Genomic DNA, 12,789 nt, shown 5'->3' with positions numbered 1-12,789 from the left:
ACGCGCTTGATTGCGCTTCATGCGATTGCCGGGGGGCGCTGTTAGCAGCGGCTAGCGGTTCGCCCCGGCGCTGCGAGCAACGCGTGGCGCGGGTGGTGGCAGCGGGAAGGAGCGAGGCCAGGGCCGTCGAAGGGCGCGCCAGGAAAACGATAATGGAGTGTGGTTTATGTCAGAGCGTATTGCGTATGTAACGGGCGGGATGGGCGGCATCGGAACCGGCATTTGCCAGCGCCTCGCCAAGCAGGGCTTCACGGTCATCGCCGGCTGCGGCCCGAATTCGCCGCGCCGCGTGAAATGGCTGGAAGACCAGAAGGCGCTCGGTTACGACTTCATCGCCTCGGAAGGCAACGTGGGCGATTGGGATTCGACGCGCCAGGCGTTCGACAAGATCAAGGCCGAAGTCGGCGAAATCGATGTGCTCGTGAACAACGCCGGCATCACGCGCGACGTGGTGTTCCGCAAGATGACGCGCGAAGACTGGACGGCCGTGATCGACACCAATCTCACGAGCCTCTTCAACGTGACGAAGCAGGTGATCGACGGCATGGTCGAGCGCGGCTGGGGCCGCATCATCAACATCTCGTCGGTGAACGGCCAGAAGGGCCAGTTCGGCCAGACCAACTATTCCACGGCCAAGGCCGGCATTCACGGCTTCACTATGGCGCTGGCTCAGGAAGTGGCGACCAAGGGCGTGACGGTCAACACCGTTTCGCCGGGCTATATCGGCACGGACATGGTGAAATCCATCCGTCCCGACGTGCTGGAAAAGATCGTCGCGACGATTCCCGTGCGCCGCCTCGGCGCACCCGAGGAAATCGCGTCGATCGTGGCGTGGCTCGCGTCCGACGAGTCAGGCTTTGCAACCGGTGCTGACTTCTCGCTGAATGGCGGGTTGCACATGGGCTGATCCCGAGCGCAGCGCGCTTGCAGGGAGCGCGCGAAGCTGGGATCGAGGACGGCAGCGGGCCTGTTTGCTCACCGGGGCAGGCCGTTTCCGGGCTAGACCAACGCGCGACGGCAACGGCCGCCGCGCGTTGGCGCAAACAAGGGCGACACATGACGACTACAAAGAAAACCGCCGAACGTCTCATCAAGAAGTATCCGAATCGTCGGCTGTACGACACGGAGACGAGCACGTACATCACGTTGACGGACGTGAAGCAACTCGTGCTGGAGCAGGAAGAGTTCAAGGTCATCGACGCGAAGACCAACGAGGATCTGACGCGCAGCATCTTGCTGCAGATCATTCTCGAAGAGGAAAGCGGCGGTCTGCCGATGTTCTCGTCGTCGATGCTGTCGCAGATCATCCGTTTCTACGGCCATGCGATGCAGGGCATGATGGGCACCTACCTGGAAAAGAACATCCAGGCGTTCATCGACATCCAGAACAAGCTCGCGGATCAGTCGAAGAGCCTTTACGAAGGCAACGCGATGAACCCCGAGGTCTGGTCGCAGTTCATGAACATGCAGGCGCCGATGATGCAGGGCATGATGACGAGCTACATCGAGCAGTCGAAGAACATGTTCGTGCAAATGCAGGAGCAGATGCAGAACCAGGCGAAGAACATGTTCAGTAGCTTCCCGTTCAAGCCCGTGACGCCGGGCGGCGCGGCGGCACCGGCACAGGGTGCACCCGCGGACGACGAGCAAGAGAAGAAGTAAGCGGCGCGACGCACACGGCGGGTGGCGCGCGCTGGCAAGGCGCGGCGCGCCGTGGCGAAGCGTTGCCTCGCGAGCACGCCCCCCATTGGGCCGCCGTCTTCAGGCGCTTTGCAGCGCGCGCAAGGCTTCAGGGTGCGCCACGGCCAGGCGCAACAGGGTTTGCGCGGCGCCCGTCGGCTGGCGCCGGCCTTGCTCCCAGTCCTGTAGCGTACGCGTGGAAACGCCCAGCAGCGCAGCGAAGGCGCTTTGCGAGAGTCCGGCACTTGCACGCGCGAGCGAGGCGGCGGTGGGTTGGCCGCGCGTGATGCGCGCTGTGCCGGCTTTCGTCTGACGCACCGGTTTCAGCAAATCGGCCTGAAACGCGTCCATTGTCTTTTTCATATTCGCGCTCTCCACGCAGCCGGTAGAAGGATGTGCTTGATCGCGCGCAATGCGCACCGGGCGAAAATTATCCCGATGCGCAGCTGGCAGGCGAGCCATAGCTGAACGAAGTTTGATCCTGCCCATATTTCATCCGACCCCGGCGCGTGCGGGTGCGTGTCTACCATGCTGCGCCGCACGATACGCCAAACGGGTAAAATGGCGGATTGGCTTGACCCTCGCGCGGCGCAACGAACGCCCTGCGCCCCACATCTGGATGTACACGTGAAAAACCCTGTTGAATCAACGACCTCCCGCAATCCTGCTCCGCGCGTCGGGATGGTTTCCCTCGGCTGCCCGAAGGCGCTTGTCGACTCCGAGCAGATCATTACCCAGCTGCGCGCCGAGGGTTACGAAATCTCGGGGTCTTACGACGGTGCGGACCTCGTCGTCGTCAACACGTGCGGCTTCATCGACGAAGCCGTGCAGGAGAGCCTCGACGCCATTGGCGAAGCGCTTTCCGAGAACGGCAAGGTGATCGTGACCGGTTGTCTCGGCAAGAAGGCGAGCGCGAGCGGGTCGAACCTGATCGAAGAAGTGCATCCGAAGGTGCTCGCCGTGACGGGCCCGCACGCGGTGGGCGAGGTCATGCAGGCGGTGCACAGCCACCTGCCCAAGCCGCACGATCCGTTCGTCGATCTCGTGCCGGCCGCCGGCATCAAGCTCACGCCGCGCCATTACGCGTACCTGAAGATCTCCGAAGGCTGCAATCACCGCTGCACGTTCTGCATTATCCCGTCGATGCGCGGCGACCTCGTGTCGCGCCCGGTCGCCGAGGTCATGCTCGAAGCGGAAAACCTCTTCAAGTCCGGCGTGAAGGAACTGCTCGTGATCTCGCAGGACACGAGCGCTTACGGCGTGGACGTGAAGTACCGCACCGGTTTCTGGAACGGCAAGCCGATCAAGACGCGCATGACCGACCTCGTTGCCGCGCTCGGCGAACTGGCTGCGCAATACGGCGCCTGGGTGCGCCTGCACTACGTCTACCCGTATCCGAGCGTGGACGAAGTCATTCCGATGATGGCCGAAGGTCCGTTCAAGGGTCACGTGCTGCCGTATCTCGACGTGCCGTTCCAGCACGCTCACCCTGAAGTCCTCAAGCGCATGAAGCGCCCCGCGAACGCGGAGAAGGTCATGGAGCGCGTGAAGGCCTGGCGCGAGATGTGCCCCGATCTCACGATCCGCAGCACGTTCATTGCCGGTTTCCCTGGCGAAACGGAAGAGCAATTCGAAACGCTGCTCGACTTCATCCGCGAGGCCGAACTCGACCGCGTGGGCTGCTTCGCCTATTCGCCGGTTGAAGGCGCAACGGCGAACGAACTCGACGGCGCGTTGCCCGACGAGGTGCGTGAGGAACGCCGCGCACGCTTCATGGAAGTCGCGGAGGAAGTTTCGGCCAAGCGTATTCAGCGCAAGGTCGGCAAGACGCTCAAGGTGCTGATCGACGAGATCAACGCCGACGGCGGCATTGGCCGCACCGCGGCGGATGCGCCCGAGATCGACGGCGTGGTCTATGTCGCGCCCGCGACCAAGGCGTCGAAGCGCTACAAGGTCGGCGACTTCGTTTCGGTGAAGATCACCGGCGCGGACGGCCACGACCTCTGGGGCGAGGTCTGAGCGGCATGACGAGCGTCGCCCCGCAAGTCCTCGCTTATGGCGAGGCCATGGTCGAGTTCAACCAGGCGTCGAAAGACCGCCCCGAGTATTTGCAGGGCTTCGGCGGCGATACGTCGAACTTCGCCATCGCGGCGGCTCGCCAGGGCGCGCGCACGGGCTTCGTCTCGGCGGTCGGCGACGACCATTTCGGACGCCTCCTGACCGACCTTTGGACGCGCGAAGATGTCGATACCTCGACGGTGCGCGTGGACGCGACGGCGCCCACTGGCGTCTACTTCGTCTCGCATGGCCCGAGCGGCCATGCCTTCGACTATCTGCGCAAAGGGTCGGCCGCGAGCCGGTACACGCCGCGCGATCTGCCGCTCGACACCATTGCGGCTGCGCGCGTGCTGCATCTTTCCGGCATTAGCGTGGCGATCAGCGACAGCGCCTGCGACGCGGCGCTCGCCGCTGTCGAGCATGCGCGCGCCAACGGCGTGCGCGTGAGCTTCGACACCAATCTGCGCCTGAAGCTGTGGCCACTCGCGCGGGCGCGCGCCGTGATGAACGAGGTGCTGCGGCTCACCGATATCTGCCTGCCTAGCTGGGACGACGTGGCGGTACTCACGGGCCTCGAAGACCGCGACGCGATTGTCGATTACCTGCTCGCGCGCGGCGCTCGTGTGGTTGCGCTCAAGCTGGGCAAGGACGGCGCCTACGTTGCGACGCCCGACGAGCGGCGCGTCGTGCCTGGCCACGTGGTCGCAGCCGTGGACGCCACGGGCGCGGGCGACTGCTTTGGCGGCGCATTCGTCGCGCGCCTCGCGGCCGGCGACGAACCGTTCGCGGCGGCACGCTATGCGAACGCGGCCGCCGCGCTTTCGACGCTGGGTTTTGGCGCCGTGGCGCCTATTCCTTATCGCGAGGACGTCGAGCGCTTGCTCGCTGATGGCCCTCCGGGCGCAACGCGCCAATAACGCGCCAATAACGAGATTCATCCAATCAGGAAGAGAGGAGTGAGACTATGGAACGCGAAGTAGTAGTGGCAAGCGGTGTGCGTACGGCAATCGGCGACTTCGGCGGCAGCCTGAAGGACTTCTCCCCGACGGATCTCGGCGCACGCGTGGTGCGCGAGGTGCTCTCGCGGGCGAACGTGGAGGGCGACGCGGTCGGTCACGTGGTGTTCGGCAACGTCGTGCACACGGAGCCCAAGGACATGTATCTCGCGCGTGTGGCCGCGATCAACGGCGGCGTTGCGCAGCACGCGCCGGCGCTGACCGTGAACCGCCTGTGCGGCTCGGGCCTGCAGGCGATCGTGTCGGCTGCGCAAACCATTTTGCTCGGCGACGCCGACATCGCGATCGGTGGCGGCGCGGAGAACATGAGCCGCGCGCCGTACTCGATGCCGGCCGCGCGTTTCGGCCAGCGCATGGGCGACACGCAACTCGTCGACATGATGATCGGCGCGCTGCACGACCCGTTCCAGACGATCCATATGGGCGTGACGGCGGAAAACGTCGCGAAGAAGTTCGGCATCACGCGCGAGGCGCAGGACGCGCTTGCGCTCGAATCGCACCGCCGTGCGGAGCGCGCGCTCGCCGAAGGCCGCTTCAAGGATCAGATCCTTCCTGTCTCGATCAAGTCGAAGAAGGGCGAAGTGCTGTTCGACGCCGACGAACACGTGCGCCACGGCGCCACGCTGGAGGACTTCTCGAAGCTCAAGGCGGTGTTCGCGAAGGAGAGCGGCACGGTCACCGCGGGCAACGCGTCGGGCATCAACGACGCGGCGGCCGCCGTGCTGCTGATGAGCGCCGACGCCGCTCGTGCGCGCGGTGTGAAGCCGCTCGCGCGCCTCGTCTCGTATGCGCATGCGGGCGTCGATCCGGCGTACATGGGCATCGGCCCGGTGCCGGCCACGCAGAAGGCGCTCGAGCGCGCAGGCCTGAAGGTCAGCGACCTCGACGTCATCGAGGCCAACGAAGCCTTCGCGGCGCAGGCCTGTGCGGTATCGCAGGAACTCGGGCTCGACCCGGCCAAGGTCAATCCGAACGGTTCGGGCATCTCGCTCGGCCACCCGATCGGCGCGACCGGTGCGCTCATCACCGTGAAGGCGCTGTATGAACTGCAGCGTATCGGGGGGCGCTACGCGCTCGTGACGATGTGTATCGGCGGCGGCCAGGGCATTGCGGCCATCTTCGAACGCATCTGATACGCACTACGCCCCGCCAGCTGTGCAAGTGAAGGAAGGATTCAGATGGAAGCAATGACGCAAGCACAGCGGCCGCCGCGCGCGGCCGCCCGACGGGGCGGCGCGATCAAGGCGCGCGGCTGGATTGCCGCCGCGGCCGCGGCTGCGGCGGTCATGGCGCTCGCGCTGCCGCTCGCGGCGCGCGCGCAGGACGCGAGCGCGCCGCCGCCCGCCAAGTCCACGCTCAAGCCGAACCCCGAGTTCGCGAAGCTGCCGCAATACGTCGGCACGCTCGGTAACCGTCAGATCGTCATGCGCCTCGGCGCAAAAGCCGAAGACGACGACCCCAGTGGCGTGCATGGCGAATATCAGTTCACGGATACGGGCGAGGTGGTCCTGATCGCGGGCGACCGCGCGGAGGCCACGCTCGAAGCCGAGGACTCGAACGACGGCACGCATATCTCCGGCAACTGGGTGGGCACGTTCGCCGAAGACGGCTCGCTGGCGGGCGACCGCATGGATCCGGACGACTCGCACCCGGTCCCCTTCGATCTGAAGCCGCTCGCGGCGGGGGCTGCGGCGCCCGCCGTGTCGACTGGCGCGGCGAGCGCATCGACGCCGAACGGCGCGCACGCCGTGAACGGCGTGAGCAATCTCGTGATCGGGCAATAAGCGCCGCTACGGGTGTTACTCTTCGCTATGCGGCGTCGCGCGCGTCTTTCGCGCAGGCCCGCGCCGCAACGTTCTCGCGCCTCAACCGAATTCGCTCCAACATGACCCAATCCGACTCCCGCCGCGCGTTGCAGACGCGCATCATTCACCCGCAAGACGACCTCACGCCCGGCTTCGAATCGTTTGCCGCGCCGGTCACGCGGGCTTCGACCGTGGTGTTTCCCGACCTCGCTTCGGTGCGCGCGCTCGACTGGCGCAACGATGCGCAATGGCGCTACGGCCTGCACGCCACGCCCACCTCGGCCATGCTGCAAAAGCGCATCGCCGAGATCGAAGGCGGCACACATGCGCTGCTGCAACCCTCGGGACTCTCGGCCATCTCGAACGTCTACTTCGGACTGCTGAAGTCAGGCGACGACGTGCTGATTCCCGATAACGTCTATTCGCCGAACCGCGATCATGGCGACTGGCTCGCACGCGATTTCGGCCTCACGGTGCGCTACTACGATCCGATGATCGGTGCGGGCATCGCCGAGCTGATCCAGCCGAACACGAAGCTGATCTGGCTGGAAGCACCGGGCTCGGTGACGATGGAAGTGCCCGACGTGCGCGCGATCACCGCGGCGGCGCGCGCGCGCAACGTGGTGACGGCCATCGACAACACGTGGTCGGCAGGCCTTGCCTTCAAGCCGTTCGAGCACGGCATCGACATTTCGGTGCAGGCGCTCACCAAGTATCAGTCGGGGGGCAGTGACGTGCTGATGGGCGCAACCATCACCGCCGACCGCGATCTTTATCTCAAGCTCAAGGCCGCGCGCATGCGCCTTGGCATTGGCGTTTCGGTCGACGACTGCTCGCTCGTGCTGCGCGCGCTGCCGAGCATGAAGGCGCGCTTCGAGGCGCACGATCGCACCGCGCTCGCACTCGCAGGCTGGCTCAAGTCGCGCCCCGAAATCGCGGCGATGCTGCACCCGGCGTTCGAAGATTGCCCGGGCCACGAGTTCTACAAGCGCGACTTCACGGGCGCGGGCGGCCTTTTCTCCGTGGTGTTCGACGAGCGTTACAGTGCGGCGCAGATCGACACGTTCTGCGAGTCGCTCGAGCTCTTCGCGTTGGGCTGGAGCTGGGGCGGGGCGCATAGCCTCGCCATGCCGTACGACGTCGGTTCGATGCGCACGGCAGCGAGCTGGCCGCATCGCGGCACGCTGGTGCGCTTCTACATCGGCCTCGAAGAAGAGGCCGATCTGCGCGCCGACATCGAGCGCGCGCTCGCAAGGCTTGCGGAAAAAGCAAGTACGCCTGAATAATCCGCGCGAAACAACAACGGCCGCTCGCGTCCACGAGGACACGAGCGGCCGTTGTCTTTTCTAACCGCGGCGCAATCCCGATCAGAACAGACGCAGCAAGCCGTCGAGCCCGACGAAGTTGAACGCGACGCTCGCGGCCTCGCGCACCACCGGCTTCGCGCGGAACGCAACCGACAAACCCGCTACGCCCATCATCTTGAGGTCGTTCGAGCCGTCGCCCATCGCGATTGCGCGGCCTGGCTCGATGCCGATCTGCGCACAGGTTTCGGCAAGCGTACGCGCCTTCACGTCGGCGTTGACGATCTCGCCGGTCACGCGTCCCGTGAGTTTTCCGTCGACGATTTCGAGCGAGTTCGCGCGCGTGTAGTCGAGCCCGAGACGCGCCTTCAGGCGCTCGGTGAAGAACGTGAAGCCGCCGGACACGAGCAGCGTTTTCAGGCCCGCTGCCTTCGCGCCCGCGAGCATCTGCTCGGCGCCCGGCGAGAGCTGCAGTCGCTCTTCATACACACGCTCCAGGGCGCTCGCGTCGAGCCCCTTGAGGAGCGCCACGCGGCGCGTGAGGCTTTCGTTGAAGTCCTTGATCTCGCCGCGCATCGAAGCTTCGGTAATCGCCGCGACCTCGGCCTTGAGGCCGCAGAAGTCCGCGATTTCGTCGATGCATTCGATCGTGATGAGCGTCGAGTCCATGTCCATCGCCACGAGGCCGAAATCGGCCAGCGTGCGCTCCGCTTCGACGAATGCGTAGTCGAGCTGGTGCGTGCCGCAGTAGACCTCGAGGTCGGCCCGCTGGGCCGGCTCGGCATGCTCGATGCGGACCGCGTGAGCGTCGATCGGCGTGAGGCGGCTGCCGCGGGCGAGGCCGAGAAGCGGCTTGTGATGGACGGTGTCGAGCGGGGCGGGACTCTGGATGACGAGGTTCATGGCAGGACGGGCAAAGCCGACGCACGGCGTCGTCGGATTGATCGGATGAAATCGGATGAAAAAGGGCGCAGTCGCGCGTGCAAGAGCCGGAATTGCGCTCTGCAGTGCGCGGCAAAGCCCGTCATTGTAACTTCCCGCCGATCGCAACGGTCGTCGGCCATGTTCGCCGCGCGCTTCTCCTCATGGCAGATATTTCCCCGTTTTTCGGCACACGCTTGCGATCACCTTGCAGCGACGAAAGCGCTCATTCGAGGCACAATGAAAGCTCGTGCGGCAGTCTGACGGGGGCGGCTGCCGCGTGCCGTCAACCGAACGTGTCGCGACTCGCGTCGCGCGACGCGTCATGTGCGCGAGGGCGCCAGGGGAACCGGTATGCAGGACGCTCGCAAGGCCCCAACCAGGACATCTGCCCGAACGCCGCGCGGCGAGCGGGCCTCGAACTCGGACGCCGCCGCGCCGGCCACGCCTGCCGCGTCCGTGCACCGCTTGCCTCGAACCACACGGCGCCGGCGTGACGACTCGGCCGAAACCGAAATCGACGGTATACGCATCACGAGTGCGAGACGCGTTATCGATGCCGACAGCGGCACGCACAAGCTCGAACTCGTGCGCTACTACGCGCGCGCTGCGGGCTGGATTCTGCCGCAACTGCGCGATCGCCCCGTGTCGCTCGTGCGCGCACCGCGCGGCTTGAGCGGCGAGATGTTCTTCCAGCGCCACTGTGGGCGGGCGCCGCTGCCCGAACTCACCGAACACGAAGGGCTCGACCCGGGCCATCCGCCGCTGCTCACGATCGATACAGCGCGCGCGCTGGTGAGCGCCGCGCAGATGGACGTTATCGAGTTGCACACCTGGAACGCCAGCGTCCACGACATCGAGCGGCCCGATCGGGTTGTCTTCGACCTCGACCCCGATCCGGCGCTGGGCTGGGACCGCGTGATCGAGGCGGCGCAGTCCACGCGTGCACTGCTTGCGGAACTCAAGCTCGAGTCATTCTGCAAGACGAGCGGCGGCAAGGGGCTGCATATCGTCGTGCCGCTCACGCCGGAGGCGGGCTGGGAGGACGCGAAGGCATTCGCCCGTGCGGTTGCGCAGCATCTGGCCGCGGTCTGGCCCACGCAGATCACGGCCACTATGGGCCCAGAGCACCGCAAGAAGAAGATCTTCATCGACTATCTGCGCAATGCGCGCGGCGCGAGCACGGCGCTCGCGTATGGCGTGCGGGCGCGCCCGGGCATGGGCATATCCGTGCCGATCGGCTGGGACGAACTGGAGGCGACGACGGGGGGCGCGCAATGGACGCTTGCAACCATCGACGCGCGTCTCGCCCGGATCGAGCAGGCTGATCCCTGGGGGGCCTATGGAAGCGTTCGGCAGAAGTTGACGGCGGAGCTGACGCTGAGTCTGGAGTCAACCGGCAAGTAGTGAAGCCGTGAGCGTGAGGATGTTTTGCGCGCCGCCTATGCACAACGGATCGTCGATGCCGATGAAGTACGGCGCATGACCACGCACAGACGGACAGCAAGCAAATTACCCGCGATGACAAGCAGGATAAAACCTGGTCCGTTCGATGCATGCGCTCGGCGCAAGGCAGCGCGCGGCGCGCTAGACTGCTAACAGACCATCCGCCGCACGGGAGCGGTGCGTCGTACCGGCTTTTCGCGGCTTGCCGCGTTCGTTGCGTACGCCGCCATTGCCCACGGGCGCGGCCGTTCCCGCCAGGAGGTGACGCATGCCTTGCCGCAGCTCCCGCCATACTCGCCGCCGTCGCGCGGCGCTCGTCCCGTTCGTCCTAGCCGCGTCTTGCGTCATCGCGCTGCCCGCGCTCGCGGCCACACCGATCACGGTCACCTCGAAGGCCGCGACCGACGGGCCGATCCGCTACACGGTACGGGTCGTGTCGAAGGCGTTCGGCGACGCTCAGGAGACCCGCACGCTGCGCTCGGGCGACACCGACGACTTCACGTGGCGCACCACGCCGCCGGGCGGCGCAGTCGCGACGCCGCAAGGCTGCCCGGACTACGCCTCGTTGCCGCTCGACGCGAACGGCGCGATGGTCAGGCAGACCCAGGTTCGCCTTGCGCCAATCGTCGCGAGTAACGGCACGGCCACCGTGCAGGTGAGCTTCCGCGCCCAGGCGCCGCACGGGACGCAAACGGTGTCGAGCAACGGCGCATCGCTTACGTGTCCTGCTGTGGTTGCGCATAGCGAGGTCGCGCACCTCACGATGCCCACCAATGGCACTGCGAAAACGCTCAAGCTCAGCGACGGCACGCAGATCACGATCTCGGCGCAGCGCTAAAGCGCGCCGTAAGCGGGATGGCCGGCGTAGCGCGTAAAGCATCGAGCGCGGGCCGGCCGCACACGTCTAGGCGCGTGCCTTGCGCTCGATAAGCCGCGCCGCTAGAAAGCGGTGTTCCGGCGAGAAGAGGCGCCGGTACGCGAGCAGCACCGCGCCCACCGTGCCGAGCGCCGACGAAGCCGCGATCAGGAACATGATCACGATCTGATAGCGCACGGCTTGCAGCGGCGATTGCCCCGCGAGCACCTGACCCGTCATCATGCCGGGCAGGCTCACCACACCGACCACGGCCATCTGGTTGAGCGTCGGGATCATGCCGGCGCGCACCGCCTCGCGGGCGCTAGCCTGCGCGGCCTCCCAGCGTGTCGCGCCGAGCGCGAGCGCAGTCTCCACACGGTCGCGCCGCGCGGTCAGCTCCTGCATCATGCGCTCCACGCCGAGCGATACGCCCGTGAGCGTGTTGCCGAGAATCATGCCGAGGATCGGAATCGCGTATTGCGGCTCGTACCACGGCCGGATGCGGATCACCACGAAAAGCCCGACTGCCGCCACGAGCCACGCGCTCACCCAGATCGACACGATGCTGTCCGCGCGTTGCCCGCCATACGTGCGTGCGCCGCGCTGCGCCCCGGCGAAACCGGCGATCAGCGTCATGAGCGCCATCAGCGGCAGCACGACGTACCAGCGGTTGAATGCGAACACCCAGCCGAGCACATAGCCGATCGCGAGCAACTGCACGACGGTGCGCACGGCGGCCCACGCCAGCTTGCGCTCGAGGTCGAGCTTGAGCAGCACGGAGACCGCGCCGTTGACGAACACGAGCAGCGCCGCGATGGCGACGTCGCCGATGCCGAGGTTCTGCAGTACGCCGGGGCTCATTGTGCGGCTCCCTGAGTGAATGCCGCGCGCGTGGCGGGTTCTTCGAGCACGCCCGCGCGCATTGTCAGATGCCGCTCGCCCACGCGCTGTGCCTGGGCGGGATCGTGCGAAACCCAGACCGTGGCGCGCGCTGTGCGCGCCTCGTCGAACCAGCCGGCCACCAGCGCCTCGACGGCGCGCGCCGATTCGGGGTCGAGAGAGGCGGTCGGCTCGTCGAGCAGCAGCGCTTCGGGATCGAGCTGGAGCACGCGCACGAGTGCCACGATTTGCGCTTCGCCGCCCGAAAGCTCGGAGGTATCGCGCGCGAGGAAGTCGCTGGAACGGCCAATGGCGGCGAAGAGAGCGTTCGCGCGTGCCGCGTCGAATCGCGCGTCGCGGTAAGCCGCTAGCGTATAGGGGTAGCGCAGGTTGTCTTCGACGCTGCCGTCCAGCAGCGCGGGCCGCTGCCGCAGGTACGCAATATGCCGCCGATACTGGGCGATGCGCCCGCGCGTGACCGGTTTGCCGTGCCAGCGCACCTCGCCGCCGTCGAGCGGGTCGAGCAGCGCGAGCGCGCGCAGGAACACGCTTTTGCCGGAGCCGGACGGGCCCGCCAGCACGGCGCGCTCGCCCGCTAGCAGCGCGAAATCGGTGGGATGCAGCAGCCACTGGCCGCGTTGCGCGTCGCGCCGGGCGATCTGGCGGGCCTCGACGAGCGGCGCGCCATCGGCGTGGAGTGGGGGGAGTGGGTTGTGCTTGAGCATCGAAAGATTGCAAACATGTCGGGTACGACAAGGCGTGCGAAACAGTATGTAACCGGGCACGCTGACTGCTCTTGCGGTATTGCAACATGGCAGGCCGAC

13 protein-coding genes are annotated in these 12,789 nt (G+C 66.4%); 9 read left to right on the top strand and 4 right to left on the bottom strand.

Annotation, left to right across the window (positions count from 1 at the left end; translation table 11 throughout):
- Nucleotides 1-166: 166 nt before the first annotated feature.
- Both U5A52_RS31320 and phaR read left to right on the top strand, forming a co-directional pair.
- Complete coding sequence (locus U5A52_RS31320) at nt 167-907, top strand: 3-ketoacyl-ACP reductase (RefSeq protein ID WP_321914780.1); 741 nt, start codon at nt 167-169, stop codon at nt 905-907.
- A gap of 149 nt (nt 908-1,056) precedes the next feature.
- Nucleotides 1,057-1,662, top strand: coding sequence for a polyhydroxyalkanoate synthesis repressor PhaR (gene phaR / locus U5A52_RS31315; protein ID WP_321914781.1), 606 nt, complete (start codon nt 1,057-1,059; stop codon nt 1,660-1,662).
- A 99-nt stretch (nt 1,663-1,761) separates the two neighbouring features.
- On the opposite strand, the gene U5A52_RS31310 is transcribed toward phaR, so the two are convergent.
- Nucleotides 1,762-2,043 carry a helix-turn-helix domain-containing protein gene (locus U5A52_RS31310; protein WP_321937644.1) on the bottom strand — a complete coding sequence of 94 codons (282 nt, stop codon included), beginning with the start codon at nt 2,041-2,043 and terminating at the stop codon, nt 1,762-1,764.
- Between the two features lie 318 nt (nt 2,044-2,361).
- Here U5A52_RS31310 and rimO point away from each other — a divergent pair, with 318 nt between their 5' ends.
- The 5 genes from rimO (at nt 2,362) to U5A52_RS31285 (ending at nt 7,845) form a co-directional block, all read left to right on the top strand.
- Nucleotides 2,362-3,699 carry a 30S ribosomal protein S12 methylthiotransferase RimO gene (gene rimO, locus U5A52_RS31305; RefSeq protein WP_321937642.1) on the top strand — a complete coding sequence of 446 codons (1,338 nt, stop codon included), beginning with the start codon at nt 2,362-2,364 and terminating at the stop codon, nt 3,697-3,699.
- Nucleotides 3,700-3,704: 5 nt separating this feature from the next.
- Nucleotides 3,705-4,655: a sugar kinase gene (locus tag U5A52_RS31300; protein ID WP_321937640.1), complete on the top strand. Its 951-nt coding sequence runs from the start codon at nt 3,705-3,707 to the stop codon at nt 4,653-4,655.
- Nucleotides 4,656-4,702: 47 nt separating this feature from the next.
- Complete coding sequence (gene bktB, locus U5A52_RS31295; protein WP_321937638.1) at nt 4,703-5,887, top strand: beta-ketothiolase BktB; 1,185 nt, start codon at nt 4,703-4,705, stop codon at nt 5,885-5,887.
- 54 nt (nt 5,888-5,941) lie between these two features.
- Nucleotides 5,942-6,538, top strand: a complete 597-nt coding sequence (locus U5A52_RS31290) for a hypothetical protein (protein WP_321937647.1) — start codon at nt 5,942-5,944, stop codon at nt 6,536-6,538.
- 101 nt (nt 6,539-6,639) lie between these two features.
- Nucleotides 6,640-7,845 (top strand): cystathionine beta-lyase, encoded by a 1,206-nt coding sequence (locus tag U5A52_RS31285; RefSeq protein ID WP_321914837.1) that lies wholly within the window; start codon nt 6,640-6,642, stop codon nt 7,843-7,845.
- Nucleotides 7,846-7,926: 81 nt separating this feature from the next.
- On the opposite strand, the gene serB is transcribed toward U5A52_RS31285, so the two are convergent.
- Complete coding sequence (gene serB, locus U5A52_RS31280) at nt 7,927-8,766, bottom strand: phosphoserine phosphatase SerB (RefSeq protein WP_321937637.1); 840 nt, start codon at nt 8,764-8,766, stop codon at nt 7,927-7,929.
- A gap of 372 nt (nt 8,767-9,138) precedes the next feature.
- Between serB and ligD the strand changes: the two genes are divergently transcribed.
- A complete protein-coding gene (gene ligD, locus U5A52_RS31275) occupies nt 9,139-10,191 on the top strand; it encodes a non-homologous end-joining DNA ligase (protein WP_321937635.1) in 1,053 nt (350 codons plus the stop codon).
- A 307-nt stretch (nt 10,192-10,498) separates the two neighbouring features.
- Entirely contained in the window at nt 10,499-11,068 is a 570-nt protein-coding gene (locus U5A52_RS31270) for a DUF6013 family protein (protein WP_321914840.1), read from the top strand.
- 66 nt (nt 11,069-11,134) lie between these two features.
- Here the strand turns inward: U5A52_RS31270 and U5A52_RS31265 are convergent, their stop codons facing one another.
- Together U5A52_RS31265 and U5A52_RS31260 are read right to left on the bottom strand one after the other, a co-directional pair.
- Nucleotides 11,135-11,947 carry an ABC transporter permease gene (locus tag U5A52_RS31265; RefSeq protein WP_321914841.1) on the bottom strand — a complete coding sequence of 271 codons (813 nt, stop codon included), beginning with the start codon at nt 11,945-11,947 and terminating at the stop codon, nt 11,135-11,137.
- Nucleotides 11,944-12,690, bottom strand: a complete 747-nt coding sequence (locus tag U5A52_RS31260) for an ATP-binding cassette domain-containing protein (RefSeq protein WP_321914842.1) — start codon at nt 12,688-12,690, stop codon at nt 11,944-11,946. The genes U5A52_RS31265 and U5A52_RS31260 overlap by 4 nt, the downstream gene beginning before the upstream one ends.
- Between the last annotated feature and the right edge of the window lie 99 nt (nt 12,691-12,789).

Source organism: Paraburkholderia sp. J8-2 (assembly GCF_905220195.1).
GTDB lineage: Bacteria > Pseudomonadota > Gammaproteobacteria > Burkholderiales > Burkholderiaceae > Paraburkholderia.
This window is presented reverse-complemented; position numbering and strand designations above follow the sequence as displayed.

Coding starts and splice junctions, on each gene's coding strand:
- U5A52_RS31320 (WP_321914780.1), top strand. CDS start 167: ATGTCAGAGCGTATTGCGTATGTAACGGGCGGGATGGGCGGCATCGGA.
- phaR (WP_321914781.1), top strand. CDS start 1,057: ATGACGACTACAAAGAAAACCGCCGAACGTCTCATCAAGAAGTATCCG.
- U5A52_RS31310 (WP_321937644.1), bottom strand. CDS start 2,043: ATGAAAAAGACAATGGACGCGTTTCAGGCCGATTTGCTGAAACCGGTG.
- rimO (WP_321937642.1), top strand. CDS start 2,362: ATGGTTTCCCTCGGCTGCCCGAAGGCGCTTGTCGACTCCGAGCAGATC.
- U5A52_RS31300 (WP_321937640.1), top strand. CDS start 3,705: ATGACGAGCGTCGCCCCGCAAGTCCTCGCTTATGGCGAGGCCATGGTC.
- bktB (WP_321937638.1), top strand. CDS start 4,703: ATGGAACGCGAAGTAGTAGTGGCAAGCGGTGTGCGTACGGCAATCGGC.
- U5A52_RS31290 (WP_321937647.1), top strand. CDS start 5,942: ATGACGCAAGCACAGCGGCCGCCGCGCGCGGCCGCCCGACGGGGCGGC.
- U5A52_RS31285 (WP_321914837.1), top strand. CDS start 6,640: ATGACCCAATCCGACTCCCGCCGCGCGTTGCAGACGCGCATCATTCAC.
- serB (WP_321937637.1), bottom strand. CDS start 8,766: ATGAACCTCGTCATCCAGAGTCCCGCCCCGCTCGACACCGTCCATCAC.
- ligD (WP_321937635.1), top strand. CDS start 9,139: ATGCAGGACGCTCGCAAGGCCCCAACCAGGACATCTGCCCGAACGCCG.
- U5A52_RS31270 (WP_321914840.1), top strand. CDS start 10,499: ATGCCTTGCCGCAGCTCCCGCCATACTCGCCGCCGTCGCGCGGCGCTC.
- U5A52_RS31265 (WP_321914841.1), bottom strand. CDS start 11,947: ATGAGCCCCGGCGTACTGCAGAACCTCGGCATCGGCGACGTCGCCATC.
- U5A52_RS31260 (WP_321914842.1), bottom strand. CDS start 12,690: ATGCTCAAGCACAACCCACTCCCCCCACTCCACGCCGATGGCGCGCCG.